Below are 14,717 nucleotides of genomic sequence, written 5' to 3'. Positions count from 1 at the left end.
ACACCAAGGAGACACCACGCATGGCTGAGTCAGACTACCCAGTACTCAAAGAGCTAGAAACCAAACTCAAGCTCCAATGGGTAGACGTCGATGACGTAATGGCAACCCAGCGCGCCATCATCCAGGTAGACCCCGCCGGGGCAAACCTCGAACTCCCACGCGGACGCCGAGGCCCCAAAGGTGATCCAGGCCCCGCTATTTCATTCCAAGGCATCATCACGCCCGATTCGGAATTGCCATCTGGGTTGAACCCGTCCAACGCTGGCCAGGCATGGATCAACACCAGCACCAAAGACCTCATCATCTGGAACGGTGACCGCTGGTTCCGCATTAATGATTTCGCCGGTGTAGATGCTGATTTGCAGCAAATCTCCCAATGGTTCGCACAAATCGCGGCGGATTCCCGCCTAGCGCAAGAGGCAGCCGCCCGCGCCGAATTCGCGGCAGAAGAAACCATCCAGCAAGTAACCGGCGATTTTGCGACGCGTAATTATGTGGATGCCGCCGCCGAAAATATCAAGTGGGTCAAGCGCAACCTTGCCACGGGCGAGGACTTGAACACGGTTGTCACACCCGGGCTTTACGCGGCGCGGGACTATTCCACCGCATTATCAATACTTAACCGGCCCGATGTGTCTAACGCCGTAGACCGTAGCGCGGTTGAGGTTATCGAAAGTGACGGTGTCGCGGTACAGCAAACGTGGTATCCTATGGGGCTGGCATCAAAAACAGATATGCCGGTCATGCGCAGGCGACGCGACAACGGCGGCAACTGGACAGCATGGGAGCGGATTAACGCGTTCACCCCGGCTAAAGAAACTTACATTATGCAGTCGATTTCGGCGGCTAAGTGGGAGAAACGGGCGCTGGTTCAGGACGAAAACCTGGACGATATTACTAAAGCGGGCGTGTATTACGCGCCTAGCTACACGGTGGCCAATTCACTGGTGAATAACCCGGTGCAATTATCCCGTTCCGCTATTGACCGAGCAAAGATTGAAGTCGCGGTCACAGGTAGAAATATATCGCAAATTTGGTCAACAATACCGGCTGCTACCAAGGCCGCGGAAACCGTGGAGCGCCACAGGGACAGCACGGGCGCATGGTCCGAATGGGCAGCTTACGGCGGCAGCGGTTCACGGGATGAAGATGAACCAGCAACTAGCTTTGAAACCTTGGGGCTTGCGTCTCACGGCATGGAGGGCGAGTATGTAGGCACCCGTTCACTTCTTCAGGCTTTGAGTGGTGAGGAATCACCTGTGTGGGCATGGTGGGCGCCCGCCCCGACTTCCGAGCTAGAGATGCCTACTCATGACGGCAGCGGGCAAACCTGCCACCCGTCGGTTCTTTACTTCCCCGACACTTGGGGTGGGTGGAAGTACTGGATGGCGCACACACCATATCCTAATTTCAATGAAAATCATGAAGATCCCAACATCGCTGTTTCGGATGACGGGATTAATTGGCAGGTGCCTAATGGTGTTGCAAATCCGCTTGATGATGGCCAGGGGCGACCTAATTATCACAATTCGGATACGCACCTTGCCATGTGGGGCGACACGATGGTGTTAACCTGGCGCACGGTTGATCGCCCTAATGGTGGGCAAAATATTATTTATGCCCGAACCTCGAAGAATGGCGTGTCTTGGACTCCAAAGGTTGAGGTGCTGAAAGTCCCGCTGGGCACTAATGAATCTACGTTCGTTTCGCAGTCTCTGGTGAAAATGCCTACAGGCTGGCGTCTCTACGGTATCCGCTCGAATTACGCACCTAACCGGCTGGGGTATTACGAGACAAGCGTGGAAACGCTACCTAAAACTAGCGATTGGGGCGCGGCGAAAGACTGCGACCTCGGCGCGATTCCGGCCGGTCGTGACCCATGGCACTCGGAGGTTCAACGTCTATCTGCAGATGACTGGGCGGCCATCATTAGTGACGGCAAGCGTGGCAGCACGGGGGTAGATGGCGATATTTTCCTAGCCCGCTCTACGGATGGCGTGACCTGGGACGTATCTCCCATGCCGCTCACGCCACGTAATAACGGCGTGATTAATTCGCTGTATAAGACAGGGTTTGTGGTTTCTGGCACGGGTACAGACCGGACGTTGGATCTTTGGGTGTCTGGATACCGTACCGACAAACGCACTTGGGCCATTTACCGGACGCTTGCAGAGTATCGCGGGGCTAGATAACCTGAAAACTGCCGGTATCCTGTGCCGGTACAGGCACTACCGGCTGGCTCGTCGAAACCGTCTCACGAGACGGAACTCCGTTCGCGACAAGAAACTCGCTAATAGCTTCCGCGGCTCGTATATGCCCAGCTTTATTGAAATGCTGTTCATCATAGAAAAGCCCGGGGTCGCCGTCGATTTCGGAAGCTAAGTCCAGGAAATCTATACCTGAAACAACGGAGTGTGCTTTCGCAGTTTGATTCAGACCCCGTCGCAGTTCTTGAGCTTTCTTGAAAGACTCAAGGGTGCCATAGTGTCCACGAATCCACTTATCTGTGCTCCAGTCAATTCTGCGGTAGGGGGATGAAGCAACTACCAAGTTGATGCCCATCCCCTTTAGAAACACGGAAATTGTGTCCAGCAAGGTTTCTGTGTGCTTAAAAGAAAACTCTATTCCTGGAGCCTGCTCTGCAGGCGGCTTAATTGGTGAATATGTGGAGTTGTTCGTCCAGTACCCACCTTGAGAGCGTGCAGCATTCGCATCCGATTGAGAGACGAAAAGCATAATCGTGTCGCCAGCTTTGGCGAGCATGGGTAGCTTAACCATAATCATCACACAGGACTGCAGCAGTGTTGTCCCAGAATAGCCCGCGTTAAAAACGTTCCAATCCACACTTTTGGCTACTTTCGAAACGAACCGATCTTGAGGATGTGAGAATGAAGATTCCACCAAGGAGCCGCCCACAAAAAACAGTGACGGCTTTTCCGGATCGGTATCCACGCCTGTGACTACGAAGCCGTTTCCGTCAGTAGTCATGTCGAATTGCGTGTCCTCGAGGCTTCCATCGGACCGCTTTAGCTGGAGCGGCGTGGGACGGGCAGGGGCAACCCGGTTGAGTTTTTGTTCTTTGAGTCGGATAAATCGTGGCATAGATGGAACTATATCAATATTCGGAGCTGGTAGTTGTCAATAGTTTAAAGCCCCTTTGCCCTAATCGCCGAAGGGGACTTTTATGCCAAGCCCCATGGGACTTTTCTTATGTTCTGGCACGGAAGTTATACAGAAGGATGTGACTACATTAACCCGGTGATTCAAGCAGTCTTGACAAGATCTTCGAGGAATCACTTAAGGAACATGACTATGGATTACAAATCTTTGACCGATGAACAGTCAGATGAAGCGCACCCGCGACAACGGCAAGGTGTGGCGTGACGTGCTCGACCCCACTGGCGACAAGCTCAACGTCTGGGAACCAGGCTCACCAGGCATTGATGAACGCTACTGGGTGGAAGACGAAGCGGAGGCCTCAGACGCACCTAGCGCGGGCGAGAGTGAGACGGAAACGCCCACCGTTGCCCAATTCGTACAGCCTACCTCCGAGACCCCATACAGCGCGGGCGACAAAGTCCTCTACAACGGTGCCGTCTGGGAGTCCACCATCCCCAACAATGTGTGGTCGCCGGACGCCTACCCGCAAGGCTGGAAGAAGCTCGAGCATCCGCCAGGATGAAAATTATGCGCTAACCTCCACCCTGCCCGCGTGGTTCGACTAGTGGATCGACTAAAGCTGCACTAACAGGGTAGTATTTCCTGTTGGTGCAGCTTGTCATTGGAGCCGGCGACGGGAATCGAACCCGCACTCTCAGCTTGGGAAGCTGATGTTCTACCACTAAACTACGCCGGCAATGTGAAGCTAGTGTACACCGCCGCGCGCCCATGTCATACACTGGGGTCTGTGCTTTTATCCGACCACGACATCCGCGCAGCAGTAGATTCCGGCAACCTCGGCATCGAGCCTTTCGACGCCGCGCTTATCCAGCCGTCGTCCGTCGACGTTCGCCTCGATAAGTTCTTCCGAGTGTTCAACAACTCCCGGTACACGCACATCGACCCGAAGCAAGAGATGGAAGATCTGACTTCGCTGGTTGAGGTGGAAGACGGCGATGCCTTCGTCTTGCACCCCGGAGAGTTCGTCTTGGGCGCGACGCTGGAGAAATTCACGCTCCCTAACGATCTCGCAGGCCGTCTAGAGGGCAAGTCCTCGCTGGGGCGCCTAGGTCTGCTGACCCACTCCACGGCCGGTTTCATTGACCCAGGATTTACCGGTCACATCACCTTGGAGCTGTCTAACGTGGCCAACCTGCCCATCACCTTGTGGCCAGGCATGAAGGTCGGCCAATTGGCAATGTTCAAGATGACCTCCCCGGCGGAGGTTCCGTACGGGACTGGGGCATTGGGCTCAAAGTACCAAGGGCAACGGGGGCCGACCCCGTCCAAGGCGTTCCTGAACTTCCGCTAAAGTTAACGCTCCGTTTAACTGGGGTGTTTAGGATGGCTCGCTATGCGTATGACAGTCATCGGTACCGGATACCTAGGGGCGACACACGCGGCATGCATGGCTGAACTGGGCCATGACGTGCTCGGAGTGGACGTCGATGAGCATAAGATTGCCGCACTATCTGCGGGCAAAGTTCCTTTTTACGAGCCCGGCCTACCCGAGGTTCTAGAGCGCAACATCGCCGCCGACCGGTTAGGTTTTACAACCGACTACGACGCGGCCGCGGAATTCGCCAACGTGCATTTCCTGGGCGTCGGCACGCCGCAAAAGCACGGCTCCTACGCGGCGGACCTGACCTACGTCCGGGCCGTGATTACCGACCTCGTGCCGAAGCTGCGCGGTGAGCACATCATCTTCGGCAAGTCGACGGTCCCGGTGGGTACTGCCGCCGAAATGCAAGAACTGGCGGACTCCCTGGTCCAGGAAGGCGCGCGCGTCGAGATTGCGTGGAACCCCGAATTCTTGCGCGAAGGCTACGCGGTCAAGGACACCATTACGCCGGACCGTATTGTCTTGGGCGTACGCGACGGCGAGACCACAGCAGAGGCCGTGGCCCGCGAAGTCTACGCGACGCCATTGGCGGACGACACCCCGTTTATTGTCACGGACCTGGCCACCGCGGAGCTGGTGAAGGTCTCGGCGAACGCGTTTTTGGCCACCAAGATCTCGTTCATCAACGCGGTGTCCGAAATTTGTGAGCTGGTTGGCGGCGATGTCACCAAGCTTGCCGAGGCTATCGGCCATGACGAACGCATCGGGCGTAAGTTTTTAGGCGCCGGACTAGGGTTCGGCGGCGGGTGCCTGCCCAAGGATATCCGGGCATTTATGGCCCGCGCCGGCGAGCTGGGCGCTGACCAAGCACTGACGTTCCTCCGTGAGGTCGACGCCATCAACATGCGCCGCCGCGACCGCGTAGTCACGCTGGCCAAAGAGGCGTTCCAGGGAAACCTGCTTGGCCACCGCATCACCGTGCTTGGTTGCGCCTTCAAACCAAACTCCGACGACGTCCGGGACTCGCCAGCCCTCGCTGTCGCCGGCTCACTGTCCCTGGCCGGCGCAGCAGTCACCGTCTACGACCCGCAAGGTATGGAAAACGCCAAGAAGGTCTTTCCCACCTTGAGCTACGCGCCAGACCTTGACACAGCGCTTACCGACGCCGAGCTGGTCATCCTCGCCACCGAATGGTCCGACTTCCGGGAAATGGATCCCCACAAGGCCGCCGGACTAGTGTCCGAGCGGCGCATGATCGACGGCCGTAACGTCCTCGACGTCGCGGCATGGCGCGGGGCAGGCTGGGACCTACAGGCGCTTGGCCGCAGCCTCTAGCATCTGGGCCCGCCCCGACCGGGTGGTGTGATATCCCCGGTTTCTTATCGGTGGCCCTCCGTCGGGTGGTATCCACACTGGGTGTCCTTGTTCGTCGCGGGCCATCCGCCCGTTTCTGGGCGGTGCGTTGGGGTCGTCATCGTTCATGGCATTGTGGGGCCCGCATAACCCGATGAGGTTGTCCAAGTTGGTGTTCCCACCCTGTGACCACGCGTGCTCGTGGTGCACGGCGCCATACAGTGCGATTCGCTCGCAGCCCGGCCACGCGCACTGTCCCTGGTCCGCGGCGATGATGGCGCGTTGGGTGGCGTTCGCACCCCGAGCCGTGCGCCACATGTTGACGGGGCGGGCCAGGCCGTCGTAAAGCAGCACCCACCCGAGCTCACCCATACGCTTGGTGACGTACTCGTGCGCCTCGACCATCGTGCCGTCGGTTGCCTGCAGCATGCTGCCGCCCACTCCGCGGAGGTCGTCGGCCATGAGCAGCACTGTCGGCTCCGGCGTGCGCACCCGCACCCCGGTACCGGAGGTCAGCAGCTGCCAGCAGGCGTTGCCCATCGCGATGTCTTCGGGCCCGGGTCTCTTTATCCCGCGCAGTTGGCGCTCGAGAGCCGCCATTTCGTCCTCGGGGAGCTTGAGAACCGCTGTCCGACGCCCCGTAGCGTCCGGCGTCCGCCCGATCACCAGTGAGCGCACGGGCCGCCCGGCGCCTATGGCGTTGAGCTCCCGGACTCGGGCGCGGGCGTGCTGGCGAAGTTCCTCGAGCGTAAGTTCCTTGAGCTGCGTCAGCTCCAAGCGGAGGTCCCAGTGCGTAATCGGCGCCCGTCGCGACAGTTGCGACGCCGCTTTGTGGATGACCACCAACCGCGCGATGGAAAACCCTTGTGCTAGGCGCAGGATCTCTGACCGCACCCGCTTGTTGCGGCATGGCCCGTACAAGACAGCCCCCACCGCCTTGTAAGTCCGCACCTCCACAGGGTCCAGTTCGAGCCCGCCCAGCGCATCACCGTATGCCAGCCGGGCCAGTTCGAGGCCTTGGCTGGTGAGGTAGCGCAGCGCGTCGTGGATGTTCATGCCCCCGAGTCAAGCACCCATTCCACACCCCGCGCCAGACCTCAACCCAGCCTGTGGATAACTTTCCCGATTTACTGTCGATAACTCACAAGGAAGTTGCCCAGGCGCTCGATCGCGTTTTCCAACTGGGACGCCCATGGTAGGGTTACTACCCTAAAATGGTCGGGCGTGGGGTAGTTGAACCCGGTTCCCTGGACCATGAGGATCTTCTCCGCCCGGAGAATATCCAGCATGAGCTTGGAATCGTCGTGAATTTCATAGACGTTTGGGTCGAGCTTGGGGAAGCAATACAGCGCGCCCTTGGGCATGACCACGGACACACCTGGGATCTGGTTGAGTTTTTCCACCGCGATGTTGCGCTGCTTGAGCAGGCGCCCGCCTTCGCCGGTGAGCTCGTAGATGGATTGGCGCCCGCCGAGCGCGACTTGGATGGCGTGCTGGGCCGGTACGTTGGGGCACAGTCGGGTGCCCGCCAGCAGTTCCAGACCCTCAATGAAACCCGCCGCGTCCTTCTTCGGCCCGGTCAGCACCATCCAGCCCGCCCGGTAGCCGGCTATCCGGTACGCCTTGGACAGGCCGTTGTACGTGATGCACAGCAGGTCCGGGGCTAGGGAGGCGATGGAGGTGTGGGTCGCGCCGTCGTAGAGGATCCGGTCGTAGATCTCGTCAGCCAGGATGAGGAGGTTGTGTTGGCGGGCGATATCAACGATCCGCTGCAACACCTCGCGCGGGTAGACCGCACCCGTCGGGTTATTCGGGTTGATGACGACGATCGCCTTAGTCCGGTCCGTAACCTTGGACTCGATGTCCTCGATCGATGGGTTCCAGTCGTCTTCTTCGTCGCAGGTGTAGTGGACCGGGGTGCCGCCGGCAAGCGATGTCGCCGCCGTCCACAGCGGGTAGTCCGGGGCGGGAATGAGTACCTCGTCGCCGTCGTTGAGCAGCGCCTGCGTTGTCATGGAGATGAGCTCGGAGACGCCGTTGCCCAGGAATACGTCGTCGATGTCGAACGCCGGGAAGTCCTCGAGTTCGTAGCGGGTGACAATCGCGCGCCGCGCCGGGACGATGCCTTTCGACGTCGAGTAGCCTTGCGCCGTCGGCAGCGCCGCAATCATGTCGCGCATGATGACGTCCGGGGCGTCGAAGCCGAACACGGCTGGGTTGCCTGTGTTGAGCTTCAAGATGTTGTGGCCATCGAGCTCCATGCGCTCGGCTTCGGCGGATACTTCGCCGCGGATGTCGTAGGCTACGCCTTTAAGCTTGTCCGATTGGTCAAATCTCATGGCGATAGTCTAGCGCGCTCGCGATGATAGGAAATACCGTGACTGTCAGCGCGCCGCCGGCGATGAAGATGGAGGCGTGTTCGGCGCTGATGATGTTGGAGGATTGAGCAATGGACATGACGGCCACGATGATGGGCAGACCTGCCGCGGCGTAGAACGCGACCTGGAGTTGGTCGCGGACGTCGGAAAGCCCAGAGCCGGTCGGGGTGAAGCGTTCGCGGAGGAACACTGGGAGGCCGCGGCAGATGAAGATGAGCGGGACGACGCCCAGGACTTTCCAGGGGTTGTCCGCGATAACGTCCCAGTTGATGCGCATGCCGGACACGACGAAGAAGACGGGGATGAGCATGGAGTAGAACACGACGTCGAGGCGGTGTTCGAGCTGCTTGTGGTGCTCGTCGGGGATGATTTGGTTAAGGATAATGCCGGTGGCGAAGGCGCCGAGGACGACGTCGAGTTCGAAGACGGCGGCGACGGCCATGAGGACCGCGAGCATGAAGATGATGAGTCGCAGGATGGTCTGATTGGTGGAACCGGCGCCGTGGATGAATGCGGTTTTGACGAAGGGGAACAACCTAGACACGATTTTTGGCGCGAGGGCTACGACGAGGGCAATGACGAAGAATGCGAGCAAGATGAGCCCGGTGACCCAGGTCGACCGTGCGGACAGTAAGAGCGCCATGGCGACGATGGGTGCCATCTCGCCGACTGCGCCGTGAATCATGACGGCGTCGCCGACTTTGGTGCCGGTGAGCCCGGCTTGTTTGAGCATGGGGGTGATGGTGCCCAGGGCGGTGGAGGTGACCGCGATAGCGAGGACGGCGGCGAGACCGAAGTCGAAGCGGTTGAACATGAAGTAGGCGGCGGCGATGCAGATGACTAGGCAGATAGCCCAGGTGGCGAGGGCGTGGCCGGCCTGCGCGCTGCGGAGGGACGAGACGTTGATCTCGAAGCCGGCGAGGAGGAAGAGGGCGCCGACGCCGATCTCGGAGAGCATGGCGACGCCCGGTCCGGCGTGCGCGAGGTCCAGAATCGACGGCCCGAGGATCATGCCGAGGCCGATGAGCAGGGGCACGGCGGGGATGCGCCAACCGGTGAGGTGGGACAGCAGCGGTGCCAACAGGGCGGCGCCCATGATCCAGGCGAACGATACGAGGGCGTCTGCGCCATTCGCGCTTTCCGACGCGAGCACGAGGGTTTCGGTCATTGTTTTCCTTAGTCCGAGGGCGGGGTTGGCGCGCCGGGGGTAGGTGGTGTTGGCGCAGCGGGAGCCTGTGGTGCGGACGGTGGTGTCGGCGCGGCGGGGGCTTGCGGCGCGGCAGGGGCTTGCGGTGCGGCCGGCACTGCGGGGGCGGCCGGCGGAGTTGGCGCTGCAGAGGGGGTCGGAGTAGCAGGCGCGGCCGGCGCCGGCGCGGTGGAGGTGGGCCGGATCGTGGGCTCGGCTAGGAACGCCTTAGTCCGGGGCGCTGGCAGCGTGCCGTCGACAAGCACGGAGTTGCGCAACATCACCGCGACGTCCGTCACCGGGGCCTCGGACCCCAGCGCCTTGGTACCGCCGGTCATCATGACGTTGCAGAACGGGCAGCCCGTCGCGATTTCTTCCGCGCCGGTCTCCAGCGCCTGTTCCGTCCGGAACTCGTTGACGCGGCGCCCAATCTTTTCTTCTTGGAACATCCGCGCGCCGCCCGCGCCACAGCAAAACGCCTCGTCGCGATTCTTATCCATCTCGTTGATCTGGACGCCCGTGGCCTCCAACAGCTCGCGCGGCGGGTCGTAGACCTTGTTGTGGCGGCCCAGGAAGCAGGGGTCGTGGTAGGTGATCGGCTTGCGGTTTTCCGGGCCGCGGGGGACCGGGGTCAAAAGGCCGTCGCGCACCAGGCGGTTGAGCAGCTGTGTGTGGTGGAATACGTCGAAGTGCCCGTCAAAGTCCGGGTATTCGTTGCGGATGGTGTTGAAGCAGTGCGGGCATGTCGTGATGATTTTCCGCTGCCCGTTCGGTACACCATCAAACGCGTCGTTGAGCGTTTCCACGTTTTGGGTGGCCATCATCTGGAACAGGTACTCGTTGCCCGCGCGGCGCGCCGGGTCGCCCGTGCATGTTTCCCCGGTGGAAAGCACGCCAAACTTCACACCTGCCGTATGCAGCAGGTCCACCACCGCGCGGGTGGTGGCGCGTCCTGCGTCGTCGTAGGCGCCGGCGCAGCCGACCCAGAACAGGTACTCGAAGTCGAAGTCGTCTTCGCCGACGATGGGGACCTCGATGCCGTCGGCACGCGCGTCGTCGATCCAGCTGCGGCGCTCCGAGTTGTTGCGGCCCCACGGGTTGCCCTTGGTTTCCAAGTTCTTGAACATGCCACCGAGCTCGGAAGGGAAGTCGGATTCCGCCAGCACCTTGTACCGGCGCAGGTCGGCGATGTGGTCGATGTGCTCAATGTCCACCGGGCACTGGTCGACGCAGGCGCCACAGTTGGTGCAGGACCACAGGACGTCGTCGTCAATGACCCCGGCCATGGACAGCACGTCTAGTCCCTCGTGCGGGTTGTAGTTGTCCACTGCCCCTTGGCGCAGGTCCATGACGAATTTCTTGGGCGAGAGCGGCTTGCCTGTATTCCATGCTGGGCACAGCTCCTGGCAGCGGCCACATTCGGTGCATGCGGTGGTGTCGAGGAGCATTTTCCAGCTGCCCGGCACCGGCTCTTCGTCCAGGTCCGGCGTTGGCACCTTGCCCAGTGCTTTCTCCCCGGACGGGTTGCGTTGGAAGAAAATGTTGAAGAACGCGATGAAGCGGTGCCACATCACGCCCCAGGTGAAGTTGCGAGCGATGAGCACGATGAACACCATGCCGGTCAGCAGCTTGACCAGTGCGAGCGCGCTGACCAGGGCGGGGGATTCCGGCAGCAGTCGCGCTACGTGCACGGAGACGAAGTCCGTGACCGCGCTGCCGCCGCCGTAGGTGGCAATCTTGGCCGCCTTGACCAGCAGCATGCCCAGTCCCTCAACGAATACGATGGCCTCCACCAGCCGTGCCGTGCCAGTCTGTGAGTTGTAGAACCGGCTTCCGCGGTCGGTGTCGCCCAGCCGCAGGCGGACCCCGATGAGGAACATGATGCCTACGACGGTGCCCACCGCCAGGATTTCCTCCACGAAGTGATAGACCGGCCAGTCACGCAGTACCGGCCACCCGGACGCGGGGTTGAACGCCTGGATATAGGACTCGAACCAGACCACCACGCCGAACAGGAAACCCACCATCACCAGCCAGTGCGCCGCGTTCACCAGGGGCTTGCCCTTGAAGTGAGAGTGCCCGAAGACCTCGACCAGCACGCGCCAGAGCCGGGCGCCGATATCGCCAGCGCGGCTGTCCCGGACCGGCCCGCCGGACCGGATGAACCCGACCAGCCGGAATACCCGGTAGAAGAAGTACAGCCACACCGGGATCGAGAGGATGAGGGCGAGGGGGCCGAACATGCACGCTCCTTGTCGTGTTGTTGCGTCGTCGGGTACTTAGCCTAAAGGGTGGGGGCGGAAAGTGGGGAGTTGCCCTGAATGTTAAGGCTGCGCGCGTTCCCCTGCTCCCTTAAAGTGGGAAGACATGACTGAAAGCTTTAGCCTGTTGGGCAAGGGGACGCGGGATGCGTCGCTGAGCCCTGAAGGCACCCACGATACGGAATCTTTGTCCCCGGACATTGCGCAGCGGAACGCGGAGTTGGTGGAGCGCTGGGCCGATGAGCTTTACGACGCCCCCGCGACCGACATCATGGCCTGGGCCGAGGAGCACGCCCCGGGTGCGCTGGCGGTGACCATGTCGATGGAAAACACTGTCCTGGCGGAGCTGGCGCACCGCCACTTGAACAACGCGGACCTGCTGTTTATTGACACCGGTTTCCACTTCCCGGAGACGCTGGAGACCGCGGACAAGGTGGAGGAGCGCTACCCGGACCTGAAGTTGGTGCGGGTCAAGCCGATCTTGTCGCCGGAGGAGCAGGACAAGATTTACGGCCCGCGCATGTATTCCTGGGATCTGGAATCCTATAACCGCATGCGGAAGGTGGAGCCGCTGAACATGGCACTGTCGCCGTACGTGGGTTGGGTGACGGGTTTGCGCCGAGCGGACTCGGGGCACCGCGCCACGGCCCCTGCACTGAGCCTGGACCGCACGGGGCGGTTGAAGATTTCCCCGATGATTACGTGGACGTTGGAAGACACGGATCGGTTTATCGCCGACGAAGCTCTCATCATCCATCCCCTGACTTTGAAAGGTTACCGTTCTATTGGCTGCGCGCCGTTGACGTTCCCGGTGGGTGAGGGCGAGGACGCCCGCGCCGGCCGAGTCTTTGCCAGCGACGCGGCAGAATGCGGGTTGCACTCATGACTCTTTCCCCTCACTTGCGCGATTTAGAAAACGAGTCCATCCATATCTTGCGGGAGGTGGCGGGCCAGTTCGACAAGGTGGCCCTGCTGTTTTCCGGCGGCAAGGACTCGGTGACGGTGTTCGAGCTGGCGCGCCGGGCTTTTGCCCCGGCGGCGGTGCCTTTTGAGCTGGTTCACGTGGACACCGGGCATAACTTCCCGGAGGTTCTCCAGTTCCGTGATGACCTGGTAGCTGAGACCGGCGTGCGTTTGCACGTGGCGAAGGTTCAGGATTGGATTGACCGCGGCGAGTTGCAGGAGCGCCCGGACGGCACCCGTAACCCGTTGCAGACGGTCCCTTTGGTGGAGACCATTGCCGACCGCGGTTACGACGCCGTGCTGGGCGGCGCCCGCCGCGACGAAGAGCGGGCGCGCGCGAAGGAGCGCATCTTCTCCGTCCGTGATTCTTTCGGCGGCTGGGATCCGCGCCGCCAGCGCCCTGAGCTGTGGGATCTGTACAACGGTGGCAAGCTGCCGGGCGAAAACATCCGCGTCTTCCCGATCTCCAACTGGACCGAGGCGGACGTGTGGGAGTACATCGGCGCCCGCGGCCTGAGGCTCCCGGACATCTACTTCGCGCACGAGCGTGAGGTGTTCGCCCGCGACGGCATGTGGCTTACCCCTGGCGAGTGGGGAGGCCCGAAGGACGGTGAGGAGCTGGTGACCAAGCAGGTTCGCTACCGCACCGTGGGTGACATGAGCTGCACGGGTGCTGTGGAGTCCACCGCATCCACTGTGGACGAGGTGCTGGAGGAGATTGCTGTGTCCACGCTGACGGAGCGTGGCGCCACGCGCGTCGACGATCGCCTGAGCGAGTCGGCCATGGAGGATCGTAAGAAGGAAGGCTACTTCTGATGGAACAGATTACTCACCGCGAGACGCTGCGCCTGTGCACCGCGGGCAGCGTGGATGACGGTAAGTCCACCTTCGTGGGCCGCCTGCTGCACGATACGAAGTCGGTGTTGGCGGATCAGCTGGCTTCGGTGGAGCGCACCTCTACTGACCGTGGCTTCGACGGCTTGGATCTTTCTTTGCTTGTCGACGGCCTGCGTGCCGAGCGCGAGCAGGGCATCACCATCGACGTGGCTTACCGCTACTTCGCCACCGACCAGCGCGCCTTTATCCTGGCGGACTGCCCGGGCCACGTCCAGTACACCCGCAACACGGTGACCGGTATGTCCACGTCCCAGGTGGTGGTGCTGCTTATCGACGCCCGCTACGGCGTCGTCGAGCAGACTCGCCGCCACCTCAACGTCGCGGCGCTGCTGGGGATCAACCACGTGGTGTTGGCCGTGAACAAGATTGACCTGGTGGATTTCTCCGAGGATAAGTTCCGGGTGATCGCCGAGGACTTTGAGATTATGGCGCAGCGCCTGGGTGTGGCGAACACGACCGTCGTGCCGATTTCCGCGCTGTTGGGTGACAACGTCGTGGAGCGTTCTGAGAACATGCCGTGGTACGAAGGGCCGACGGTGTTGGAGGTGCTCGAGTCCGTGCCGGTGTCCCGGGGTCGTGCCGACGAGCTCGATTTCCGTTTTCCCATCCAGTACGTCATCCGCGAGCACGCCTCGGATTACCGGGGCTACGCCGGTCGCGTGACGGCGGGCCAGGTGGCCGTGGGGGAGAGGGTGTCGTTGCCGGAGGGGCGCGAGTCGGAGGTCGTCGGCATCGATGGGCCGGACGGGGGCGTCGAGAAGGCGGAGTCCGGCGACTCGGTGACGCTGCGCATCGCCGACGACGTCGACTTGGCGCGCGGCGATCTCATTGCCTCCCTCAAGCGTCCGGCGGCGGTCACGGAGTTCGACGCCACGTTGGTGGGCCTGACGGACAAGGAGATCACTCCTGGCGCGATGGTGCACGTGCGCTACGGCACCTCGTTGGTGAAGGCCCGCGTGCAGGAGGTCTCCCGCACGCTGGACTTGGACGGTGTGGCGGACGACACGGCTCCGACCGGCGTTGGCCTCAACGACATCGCGCACGTCAGCCTGCTCACTCAGTCCCCGCTGCCCGCGGAAAACTACGCGGCGCGGGGCGCGGTGGGCGCGTTCCTAGTCGTCGATAAGGCCTCCGGCAACACCTTAGCTGCGGGGTTTGTGGGCAAGCGTCTACGCTAA

At 61.4% G+C, this 14,717-nt stretch carries 12 protein-coding genes and 1 tRNA gene; 7 read left to right on the top strand and 6 right to left on the bottom strand.

What is annotated here, in order from left to right; all coding sequences use genetic code 11:
* Positions 1 to 20 precede the first annotated feature (20 nt).
* The gene (locus H0194_RS04505; protein WP_185176619.1) at positions 21 to 2,192 is read left to right on the top strand and encodes a hypothetical protein; all 2,172 of its coding nucleotides are present in this window, start codon (positions 21 to 23) and stop codon (positions 2,190 to 2,192) included.
* Here the strand turns inward: H0194_RS04505 and H0194_RS04500 are convergent.
* Positions 2,185 to 2,988, bottom strand: a complete 804-nt coding sequence (locus tag H0194_RS04500) for an SGNH/GDSL hydrolase family protein (protein ID WP_185176618.1) — start codon at positions 2,986 to 2,988, stop codon at positions 2,185 to 2,187. The two genes, H0194_RS04505 and H0194_RS04500, sit on opposite strands and share 8 nt — an antisense overlap.
* 346 nt (positions 2,989 to 3,334) lie before the next feature.
* On the opposite strand from H0194_RS04500, the gene H0194_RS04495 reads away from it, so the two are divergent.
* Positions 3,335 to 3,682 carry a hypothetical protein gene (locus H0194_RS04495; RefSeq protein ID WP_185176617.1) on the top strand — a complete coding sequence of 116 codons (348 nt, stop codon included), beginning with the start codon at positions 3,335 to 3,337 and terminating at the stop codon, positions 3,680 to 3,682.
* A gap of 100 nt (positions 3,683 to 3,782) precedes the next feature.
* Here H0194_RS04495 and H0194_RS04490 read toward each other — a convergent pair.
* Positions 3,783 to 3,856 (bottom strand) — tRNA-Gly (locus tag H0194_RS04490).
* Positions 3,857 to 3,907: 51 nt separating this feature from the next.
* Here H0194_RS04490 and dcd point away from each other — a divergent pair.
* Positions 3,908 to 4,471 carry a dCTP deaminase gene (dcd, locus tag H0194_RS04485; protein ID WP_185176616.1) on the top strand — a complete coding sequence of 188 codons (564 nt, stop codon included), beginning with the start codon at positions 3,908 to 3,910 and terminating at the stop codon, positions 4,469 to 4,471.
* A 42-nt stretch (positions 4,472 to 4,513) separates the two neighbouring features.
* Positions 4,514 to 5,836 (top strand): UDP-glucose dehydrogenase family protein, encoded by a 1,323-nt coding sequence (locus tag H0194_RS04480; protein WP_185176615.1) that lies wholly within the window; start codon positions 4,514 to 4,516, stop codon positions 5,834 to 5,836.
* On the opposite strand, the gene H0194_RS04475 is transcribed toward H0194_RS04480, so the two are convergent.
* From H0194_RS04475 to H0194_RS04460, 4 genes are all read right to left on the bottom strand, one after another.
* Positions 5,810 to 6,910 carry an HNH endonuclease signature motif containing protein gene (locus H0194_RS04475; RefSeq protein WP_185176614.1) on the bottom strand — a complete coding sequence of 367 codons (1,101 nt, stop codon included), beginning with the start codon at positions 6,908 to 6,910 and terminating at the stop codon, positions 5,810 to 5,812. The two genes, H0194_RS04480 and H0194_RS04475, sit on opposite strands and share 27 nt — an antisense overlap.
* Positions 6,911 to 6,981: 71 nt before the next feature.
* On the bottom strand, positions 6,982 to 8,193 hold the full coding sequence (locus H0194_RS04470) for a pyridoxal phosphate-dependent aminotransferase (protein ID WP_185176613.1): 1,212 nt from the start codon (positions 8,191 to 8,193) through the stop codon (positions 6,982 to 6,984).
* Positions 8,183 to 9,400 carry a cation:proton antiporter gene (locus tag H0194_RS04465; RefSeq protein WP_185176612.1) on the bottom strand — a complete coding sequence of 406 codons (1,218 nt, stop codon included), beginning with the start codon at positions 9,398 to 9,400 and terminating at the stop codon, positions 8,183 to 8,185. The genes H0194_RS04470 and H0194_RS04465 overlap by 11 nt, the downstream gene beginning before the upstream one ends.
* A gap of 8 nt (positions 9,401 to 9,408) precedes the next feature.
* Positions 9,409 to 11,661, bottom strand: a complete 2,253-nt coding sequence (locus tag H0194_RS04460) for a (Fe-S)-binding protein (protein WP_185176611.1) — start codon at positions 11,659 to 11,661, stop codon at positions 9,409 to 9,411.
* 124 nt (positions 11,662 to 11,785) lie between these two features.
* Between H0194_RS04460 and H0194_RS04455 the strand changes: the two genes are divergently transcribed.
* From H0194_RS04455 to H0194_RS04445, 3 genes are read left to right on the top strand one after another with little or no spacing between them, the layout of a single operon-like run.
* Positions 11,786 to 12,565 carry a phosphoadenylyl-sulfate reductase gene (locus H0194_RS04455; RefSeq protein WP_185176610.1) on the top strand — a complete coding sequence of 260 codons (780 nt, stop codon included), beginning with the start codon at positions 11,786 to 11,788 and terminating at the stop codon, positions 12,563 to 12,565.
* A complete protein-coding gene (cysD, locus tag H0194_RS04450) occupies positions 12,562 to 13,458 on the top strand; it encodes a sulfate adenylyltransferase subunit CysD (RefSeq protein WP_185176609.1) in 897 nt (298 codons plus the stop codon). The genes H0194_RS04455 and cysD overlap by 4 nt, the downstream gene beginning before the upstream one ends.
* A complete protein-coding gene (locus H0194_RS04445) occupies positions 13,458 to 14,717 on the top strand; it encodes a sulfate adenylyltransferase subunit 1 (protein ID WP_185176608.1) in 1,260 nt (419 codons plus the stop codon). Before cysD ends, H0194_RS04445 begins: the two co-directional genes overlap by 1 nt.

Origin of the sequence: Corynebacterium incognita (genome assembly GCF_014217255.1) — a bacterium.
Taxonomy (GTDB): domain Bacteria; phylum Actinomycetota; class Actinomycetes; order Mycobacteriales; family Mycobacteriaceae; genus Corynebacterium; species Corynebacterium incognitum.
Note: the sequence above shows the minus strand (reverse complement) of the source record. Positions and strands in the feature narration are given on the sequence as shown.

Excerpts from the sequence above, each read along its gene's own strand:
- H0194_RS04480 (WP_185176615.1), top strand. The coding sequence starts at position 4,514 with ATGCGTATGACAGTCATCGGTACCGGATACCTAGGGGCGACACACGCG.
- H0194_RS04470 (WP_185176613.1), bottom strand. The coding sequence starts at position 8,193 with ATGAGATTTGACCAATCGGACAAGCTTAAAGGCGTAGCCTACGACATC.
- H0194_RS04465 (WP_185176612.1), bottom strand. The coding sequence starts at position 9,400 with ATGACCGAAACCCTCGTGCTCGCGTCGGAAAGCGCGAATGGCGCAGAC.
- H0194_RS04460 (WP_185176611.1), bottom strand. The coding sequence starts at position 11,661 with ATGTTCGGCCCCCTCGCCCTCATCCTCTCGATCCCGGTGTGGCTGTAC.
- H0194_RS04475 (WP_185176614.1), bottom strand. The coding sequence starts at position 6,910 with ATGAACATCCACGACGCGCTGCGCTACCTCACCAGCCAAGGCCTCGAA.
- H0194_RS04500 (WP_185176618.1), bottom strand. The coding sequence starts at position 2,988 with ATGACTACTGACGGAAACGGCTTCGTAGTCACAGGCGTGGATACCGAT.
- cysD (WP_185176609.1), top strand. The coding sequence starts at position 12,562 with ATGACTCTTTCCCCTCACTTGCGCGATTTAGAAAACGAGTCCATCCAT.
- H0194_RS04445 (WP_185176608.1), top strand. The coding sequence starts at position 13,458 with ATGGAACAGATTACTCACCGCGAGACGCTGCGCCTGTGCACCGCGGGC.
- H0194_RS04505 (WP_185176619.1), top strand. The coding sequence starts at position 21 with ATGGCTGAGTCAGACTACCCAGTACTCAAAGAGCTAGAAACCAAACTC.
- H0194_RS04495 (WP_185176617.1), top strand. The coding sequence starts at position 3,335 with ATGAACAGTCAGATGAAGCGCACCCGCGACAACGGCAAGGTGTGGCGT.
- H0194_RS04455 (WP_185176610.1), top strand. The coding sequence starts at position 11,786 with ATGACTGAAAGCTTTAGCCTGTTGGGCAAGGGGACGCGGGATGCGTCG.